The 7672-nt window shown below is 40.3% G+C and carries 11 protein-coding genes; 4 read left to right on the top strand and 7 right to left on the bottom strand.

Annotated features, from left to right (window positions below; translation table 11 throughout):
* Window positions 1-201: LuxR C-terminal-related transcriptional regulator (locus H6G26_RS36115; protein WP_190736198.1), on the top strand; the 201-nt coding region annotated here is incomplete at its 5' end.
* A 240-nt stretch (window positions 202-441) separates the two neighbouring features.
* Here the strand turns inward: H6G26_RS36115 and H6G26_RS36110 are convergent.
* The gene (locus H6G26_RS36110; RefSeq protein WP_190736196.1) at window positions 442-1278 is read right to left on the bottom strand and encodes a DUF4351 domain-containing protein; all 837 of its coding nucleotides are present in this window, start codon (window positions 1276-1278) and stop codon (window positions 442-444) included.
* Between H6G26_RS36110 and H6G26_RS36105 the strand changes: the two genes are divergently transcribed.
* Together H6G26_RS36105 and H6G26_RS36100 are read left to right on the top strand one after the other, a co-directional pair.
* Entirely contained in the window at window positions 1265-1420 is a 156-nt protein-coding gene (locus H6G26_RS36105) for a hypothetical protein (protein ID WP_157816855.1), read from the top strand. The genes H6G26_RS36110 and H6G26_RS36105 overlap by 14 nt on opposite strands.
* A gap of 232 nt (window positions 1421-1652) precedes the next feature.
* Window positions 1653-2222, top strand: coding sequence for a site-specific integrase (locus tag H6G26_RS36100; RefSeq protein WP_190736194.1), 570 nt, complete (start codon window positions 1653-1655; stop codon window positions 2220-2222).
* Between the two features lie 123 nt (window positions 2223-2345).
* Here the strand turns inward: H6G26_RS36100 and H6G26_RS36095 are convergent, their stop codons facing one another.
* From H6G26_RS36095 to H6G26_RS36070, 6 genes are all read right to left on the bottom strand, one after another.
* The gene (locus H6G26_RS36095; RefSeq protein ID WP_190736192.1) at window positions 2346-3563 is read right to left on the bottom strand and encodes a hypothetical protein; all 1218 of its coding nucleotides are present in this window, start codon (window positions 3561-3563) and stop codon (window positions 2346-2348) included.
* Between the two features lie 40 nt (window positions 3564-3603).
* Window positions 3604-4122, bottom strand: a complete 519-nt coding sequence (locus H6G26_RS36090; RefSeq protein WP_347242572.1) for a helix-turn-helix transcriptional regulator — start codon at window positions 4120-4122, stop codon at window positions 3604-3606.
* The gene (locus H6G26_RS36085) at window positions 4119-4571 is read right to left on the bottom strand and encodes a hypothetical protein (protein WP_190736189.1); all 453 of its coding nucleotides are present in this window, start codon (window positions 4569-4571) and stop codon (window positions 4119-4121) included. Before H6G26_RS36085 ends, H6G26_RS36090 begins: the two co-directional genes overlap by 4 nt.
* A 24-nt stretch (window positions 4572-4595) precedes the next feature.
* A complete protein-coding gene (locus tag H6G26_RS36080; protein WP_190736187.1) occupies window positions 4596-4874 on the bottom strand; it encodes a hypothetical protein in 279 nt (92 codons plus the stop codon).
* Window positions 4875-4997: 123 nt separating this feature from the next.
* Entirely contained in the window at window positions 4998-5588 is a 591-nt protein-coding gene (locus tag H6G26_RS36075) for a GNAT family protein (protein WP_190736186.1), read from the bottom strand.
* Between the two features lie 488 nt (window positions 5589-6076).
* Window positions 6077-6994 (bottom strand): DEAD/DEAH box helicase, encoded by a 918-nt coding sequence (locus H6G26_RS36070; protein ID WP_199327245.1) that lies wholly within the window; start codon window positions 6992-6994, stop codon window positions 6077-6079.
* A gap of 201 nt (window positions 6995-7195) precedes the next feature.
* Between H6G26_RS36070 and H6G26_RS36065 the strand changes: the two genes are divergently transcribed.
* Window positions 7196-7672 (top strand): AAA family ATPase (locus H6G26_RS36065; protein ID WP_190736184.1); only part of this gene is annotated, 477 nt, incomplete at its 3' end.

The following is a 7672-nucleotide window of genomic DNA, read 5'->3' as shown; positions in this document are numbered from 1 at the left end:
CGACAAATACAAGTCCTGCGTTTACTGGCTCAGGGTTTAGTTTTTGAACAGATTGCCAAAGAAATGTTTCTCTCTGTTAGTACAGTCAAACATTATGCCAGCGATTTGTACAGTAAATGGCACGTCAAGAACCGTTATGAGGCGATAAAAAGAGGCGCGATGCTTGGTTATATCGACTATAACTTGATTATGAATGAATGATGTATTGGTGAGGAGAGCGAAAGGATTAAGTCTGGGAGTGGTGGTAGTTAACTTTTCTCTATCTTCCTTCTTAAGAGCGGCTGGCTACCTACCCATGTTCATTACCCTTCTTAAAAAAAAGCCTTTGGTGATGATAGACAGACATTCTGTCGAACATCTTTAAGTTCTGCGTTTAGCTTGTTCACTCAACTGCTAAAGAGTAAATTGACGAATCAATTCCTGATTTTGTGGTGAAAAATTTTAATTATTTTCCTGCTGTTCTAGTAAAGTTAACAAATCAGATATTGTAGTAAAATCCATAAATTCCTCACCCAGTACTTCCAATTGTTCAGTAGACAATCCTCGAATCCGTTCAATTATCGATGCATCTATCTCACCAAAACGCCGATTTAATTGACGCATTAAAAACCGAAAAGCTTCAAGTTGTTGTCCCTGTTGTTGTCCCTTTTGTAAAATATCCTGATAAATTACTGACTCTTGCATCACATCCTCGCTTAAAAATTGCCGAATCAATTCCTTTTCAAACTTTAAACCAGCTAAAATCTCTGCGTAAGCCGCAATATCCTGCCTAGTATTCCTATCAGGAATTCTAGCAACACTCTGGGCAACCTGCGATAGCAACCTTTGCGGTGAGGTTGTTCTTGTTAATGGTGCTAAAGGTAATAATGCAGGATTATCAAGAAATAGTGCTGATTCTTGTTCCCACATCCGCAGGACTCGATAGCGGTGAGTTGTTGTCTCCGAAACATATTCTTCGGTAAAAGCAATTTCGTTATTTGTCTCTTGTAAAAAAATTACTACCTGGGTGACTGGAACGTTATATTGACGTATTAACCTCACGGAGTAATCCAGCATCCTGAATGGAAGCGGCGGATTTGAGATGGTGCGGGTTTGAAATTCGATGTGTAAAATGCGATTGGCTGTTTGCAGAAATGTCACAGAATCAGCACGAATTGGTTCTAAACTCAATTCGGTCTTCAGTACCTTAACCTGTGTCGGAGCTTGGGCCAGTAACCAACTAGCAAATTCTCTTGGGTATTTTTCAGCTAAAACCTTACAAACGTTGTCAAAACTCACAATTTACACCCCGTTTCACCTTTATTTACAGTTGCAAGCACCGTCTACACCATATCTAGACGCTGGTGCAGAGAAAATTGATATCGGTTTTGATAGCAACGATTTATCAACTCTTGGTATAGAAGCGAGTATAGACAGTTGAGACACCCGCAAGATGAGCAAATCATACTGGTGCAGATCATACCTGCAATTGGTCAATGTGCTGCTCTCCATAAGCTAATTTTATCAGCCAACGAAAGAATGCGGGTTGTAGCGGTCGTGGTTTCGGGCTGATTGATAAGTTTGGGTTAATCGGGTGTCATCGCTCACGAGAGAATAGGCTTTTTGGTGAGTTACATTGTTTTATTAATCTTAGACCATGTAGGCTAGAACCTATGAAAATAAACCGGTTCGGCAGGGCAGAAATCCTCACACCCGATCAAATTAATGTCCTATTTACTGAGGGCTTTGTCAACCCACGCGATCGGGCTTTGTTTGGCGTGTGTCTTTATGCTGCCTGCCGAATCAATGAAGCTTGCACATTGGCAGTGAAAGACGTGTTTGGCAGCAACGGTGTCAGAGGTGTGTTAGTACTACGCAGCGTCAACACCAAAGGCAAGCGAGACACTAGGGAAATCCAAGTGCATCCCAAGCTAAGGCAGTATCTAGAAGAGTACAACCCCAACCGCCGCAAGGAGTTCTTGTTTCCCGGCAGGCATGGGTTGTTACATATTCACAAGGTCAGTGCCGATAAAATCCTCAGAGATACCTGTTTGCGGCTGGGCATTGAGGGCGTTAGTACACACAGTTTTCGGAGAACTGCGTTAACCAGGATGAGCGATGCCGGGATACCGTTGCGCCATATTCAGGAGATATCGGGGCATCGGACTTTGGCTGCTTTAGAGCGATATCTGGGTGTAACTGAGAAGCAAAAACAAAACGCGATCTCTGCTTTGGATTTTTGAATAATGTAGGGAAATTACTCTTTCCCACATCATACACACGCCTAAAATCGCAAAATTAACCCCAGCTATAAGCTAGATGGGGTATTGGGTCATTAATCGAGGTCGTCAGGCATTCCAGCCACATTAAACTTTTTTCTTACTTTTTCCCTTGCTAACAAATATAGGCTGATCAACGCCTTCGGGGAACTGTAAATGAAACACATACTTATTTATGTTAGTAGGATCAGACGGGTCAACAGTACGCTTAATCCCGTATCCCCAAGTATCATTTAAGTATTTACCAAAGAACGTTCGCGATCCTTTCCGTCCAGTTCCGATGTTAAGTCCCTTATTCTCAAATTCATCAAGCGTTGATCCTTTCATGAGTAGGGTGAGAATCGCATATATTTGACTATTTTCTTTATTAAGAATAGGCTTAAGTTCCTCCTTAGATTTAGGAGCAATATCGGCGTATTTGTCAAAACTTTTAGTTCTCGTTTTCTTGACAAGTTGCTCCCGTTTATCGTCAGTTTTATTTGCCGCGATAGCTACAGTTTCAGTAATTTTTTTATTTTCCTCTAACTCGTCGCTACCCATAAATGGGAAAGAGTCGTCTGGAATCAAACTTTTGGCTGCATTATAAAAAACTTGCTTTAGCCTAAATATTTCGTAAATTGTAATTTCAACTTTATCACCTGAGTTAAATTCTTTTTCTTCTCCAAAAGCATCTATTAACTTAATACTTTTTTTACCTGTTCCGCTTATATCTTTGTCTTGAATGATTCCTTGTCTATGCTCTAGTAGGTTTCTAACAATAATAGATTTTTTTATCTCATAACTTAAATTATCTTCTAGCTTCTTGCTCAGAATTTTTTCAATCTCCCTTGTTTTATCAACCCCTCTATATGAATCAAATTTCAACCATGACAGTTTAGGAACTTCTTCTAAAAGGTTGTCATTAAATAAATCTAATTTCAATTCAATTTTAGGTAGATTAGAATAATTTTTAACACTTGTAATGTGATATCTAGTTACTTGTTCAATTATTTGGTTAAGAAAATCATACCATTTTTGAATAAACCGTCCATAAATTAATTCTGTAATTGCACCTTTATGACTGTAATATATTTCAGCGACTTCCTGTAAATTCAATGTGTTAATATTGACAGATATTTTCCTGTTTTCAAAACCAATAGGAACATTAAAGCTATAACTAGCTTCAGGATTAGACAATGTATATTCTTTGATTTTGTCAATTCCAAATAAGGTTGTTGCTATAAGAGAATGACCTATATCAAACCAGTCTCTTAAATCTTGTTGAAAGCTATCACGAATATTTTTTAACTCACTTAACTCACTCATATTAAAAAAAAGGTGGGGCAAAGGAAATGTACTACATTACTTATGAGGCTCTAGTTTTAATATTCGTTTTTTGTTTACGCCATTTGTCCACGCTTTTTTTAACTGCTTCTATTTCTGCAAAATCTACTTGCACAGTTGCAGTTTCAAATTCGACACCCAAAGCAGTGCTGACTTCAAGGATTTCTACGAAACTGGCACATTGATAATCTGTATCCTCATACTCATAAACTCTTTGTTCAGCAATTCCCAATCTATCAGCCAGTTCTTGCTGACTAATTTTGGCTGCTAAACGAGCTTTGATTAAAGCATTTGGCAGCTTATTTAAAGAATCAACTTGAATTTTTAAAGGCTTGCTAGTATCGCAATTAATAAGTCTTTCGTATTCTGCAATTTCTAACTTTAATTCGTCAACTTGACTCTGATATGAATCTCGGTGAAGCTTCCACCGTTCGGGTTCTGCCTTCAATTGTTCATTGCTATCTAACTCTGCTATAGACTGTTCAAAGCGTTGCAACCACTCTAAGGAATTTTGATACTGTTGCTCGTTTTTGATCATCATGGTTTCCACCTTTGTAAATCTATAGCAATAATTCCTTTGCGCGTATTCGTCCTAGTATCAAATTGAAAAAAATCTATGTAGATTGTACCGGAATCATTAGCTGGATAATTTGACGGAAAGATTTCACCCTTGTACTTAATTTTTTGTTCGGCACGCCGCAGCGCAAAATTAAATAAAGTAGGAGCAATAGATTCTAGGTACTTTATATCAACTCCGCTGTCCTCCCAACAGGCATCGAAGTCTCCTGGTTTTTGTTTACTGGTGACGAAACTACCATCAATATAAATAATCCTACAGCCTGCTGCTTTTAGTTGCGTCATTGCCAGTTCTAAACCGTCTATCATGCGCTGTCTAGTCAAATTTGTACCAAATATTTCTTGAAATTCTGACCATTCTGCCCAATGCACCCCTGATGGTAAAATACCACTTTCGTCAAATTCTGGAATCATTTCTCACACCCTAACACAGCTTAATTATCCAGTTAGGAGTGTCCCATAATTATTTAAAAATCCCACTTTAAAATGTCGGAGAGCTATGGCTGGAGTTAATGTCACTGCGCGGTGAGGCATTGAAGGATGCGCCTGTGTTTGCCAGTGCAGCCCTACCGTGACACTAGCGGTGTTACCGAGCAGGAATTTTTGACAGTCATTAAGGCGTGCGATCAACGTTGGCAGGGAAGCGGGACTATGCTTTGAGCTGTACTTGAGAAAACTGATGGCAATGTCCGCAAAGCCCAAAAACTCAGCAGACACGCCAAACTAAATACGCTGCAAATTTACGACGATAACCGCAACCGTGATCAACTGGAGATGTCTGTGGCTTTTTTGTACGCACTATTTTCCCGTTTCGGCACGATGACCCCGAATATGGTGAATCTATTTACTTCCTATGTGATTTTGCAAAGACACATTGGCTGCTGCAAATTCATCTTGCAAAATAGCAAACCACATTTCATCTACCCAATTATTTTTAAACCACAAACTCTTAATAAAACGACCTTCAAGGCGCATACCAACTCGTTCTAATAGTTTAATGGATGCTATATTTTCACGGTCGCAGTTAGCGCGCACTCGATGTAAATTTAGATGGTTAAATAAATAATTTAATAAACAAGTTACAGCTTCCGTTGCATAGCCATTACCTTGGTATTTACGCGCTAAGGTAAAGCCAATTTCCGCTTGTTTTCCATCCTCAGCTAAGATACAGAAAGCGCAGTCACCAATGATTTCTCCTGTTGATTTGAGTTCAATTGCTAACTGATACCACTCACCTAAAATACCAGAGGTAAAATGCTGCAACGATTCGATAAAAGCTGCTGCTTGTGCTTCTGAATAAGGTGTATCCCAACTTTGATATTTTGCTATTTCTGGATCAGAGCGATAAGTGGCGAATGCTACCTTGTCGCTGTTTTGAAACTCACGTAGTAACAAACGTGGTGTTTCAAGTTTCAAAGTAAATAAAGACATAAACTTCGGTAAAAACTAACTACTAAATGAGGTAGATATAGCGTAGATGCTGTTGGCGAAAGTGTTACAAACCTATAAACAAAAATATTACAACTAAAAGCCGCAATGAAAGATTGAAGGTTTGAGCTTACGTATTGCTTGTACTTACAAATATGTAGTACATTAGCCAACAGTATCCATATCTCGGCGGCCACCCAACTAGGGGTAAAAATAGCGAAGACACATTTTACCGCAACGCAACGCTTGAAAACCTTGCTGTGAAAGAGTTACAGAAATAAAATCGCTCTTGTCACCAAAAAACGGAGAAAAAGCTTATTTTGGCTGTACCAGTAAAAGTCTAGGTTATTTAGTACAGCTTTTTTGTACGGCACAGTAAGGATTTGAGGCTTTTAAATTTCAGAGCCTTCAATTGGTACAGGTTTATAAGAGCGATCGCTTGGGTTCAAAACGACTAATCAATTCCTTAGCGTAAGTTTCTGTTCGGCTGCTCATTTCACCCCATACTCACTCAAGTCATGATAAAGTTTCTCCTCGCCTGCCGACGGTGTAACGGTAATTGTAGTAGCGAAGCGTTTGGGCAGTTTTACATCTACTAAGGCGCGGGTATTTCGCACCATAACTTCCCGCATCAGGGAGCGCAACTTTTCAGGATTTTTAGGGACTCGTCCATTCCTGGAATCGACATATTCTTTTTTAAAAGCGGCTTCTGTTTGTAGCAGTCCTGGCTTGAGGAGGGTCAGCAGATTAAACAGTTCAATAAGGGAGTTCTGCACTGGCGTAGCAGTGAGCATGAGAATAAACCGCTTCGACAGGGCGTTGACCAGTTTCCAGTTTAGGGTAGTGCGATTTTTCAGGTGGTGAGCTTCATCGACAACAACTAAGTCCCAAGTGCGACTAGTGACGTGGGGATAATGTTTAGCAGACTTAGCCGTGTTTAATGAAGCGATAATTCGCGGATTATTCGTCCAAAATTCATCTATGGGTTGTTGCGGGTCACGGTTATCTGTGGTGATAGTAGCAATATTAAATTTGTCACTTAACTCTGATTGCCACTGTGAAACTAGAGATGCGGGAGTTAACACCAGCATGGACTGTACCATACCCCTTGCTAAGTACTCGGCTATGATTAGTCCCGCCTCAATGGTTTTGCCCAATCCGACTTCATCGGCTAGTAATGCACGTCCACCCAGTTGTCTAAGTACTTTTCGGGCTGTTTCAATTTGATACCAGTATTTGTCAATAGCAGTTAGTGTGGGCAGGCAAATTAGCTGATCGTAGTCTGCCATTACGGAGAGGTTGAACAGGTTTAAACGCGCCTCGTAGAAGTTAATAGGGTCGTATTTAGCTGCTTTTAGAGCTGACTTGGCAGTGTCAGAATTAAATTTGAATGTATAGTTTGTCTCCATGATGCACCCCTACCAGCTACTTTTGACCACTCCGCAGACACCTAACAGCTATTTTCCCGCATAGTGAGACTGTTAAATCTACATACGGTGAAGTTATATAAAATCTACTGGAATTTCTATCCAAAAATAAACTTTTTTCATCTGATACACGTAAACTGGAAACTAAAACCGAGTCGGTTGACCAAACGTTAACGTATCTAAATGGAACGCAAGCCAGTGTCAACTTCTGACCATCTTTGCCGCATTATCGCCCTGTTTAACCAAGCGGGTGGTGTCGCCAAATCGACACTGACCCAAAATTTGGGATATCACTTAGCAAAACGAAAACATCGCGTTCTCCTCATTGACCTAGACCCCCAAGCATCCTTGACCAAATTCATGGGGTTAGTGCCATCTCAGTTACAAAAAACTGTTGCTGATGCCATTATCGATGAGCAGCCCTTACCGATTCATGAGGGCATTCACGGCATGGACTTGGTTCCAGCAAGCCGAGTCTTAAGTGGAGCCGAAATGCAGTTAGTCAGTGCTGCGATGCGCGAGTTGCGCCTTAAGGAAGCCATTGAATCTGTTCTAAATGAATACGACTTCATTCTTATAGATTGTCCCCCCAGCTTAGGATTGCTTTCCTATATCGCCTTAGTCGCGGCCACACACGTACTCGTTCCCGTTGAAACCCAT

The sequence above is a fragment of the Nostoc sp. FACHB-888 genome, from assembly GCF_014696655.1.
Classification (GTDB): domain Bacteria; phylum Cyanobacteriota; class Cyanobacteriia; order Cyanobacteriales; family Nostocaceae; genus Nostoc.
The sequence above is the reverse complement of the archived record's forward strand: the minus strand, read 5'-3'. Positions and strand labels throughout refer to the sequence as shown.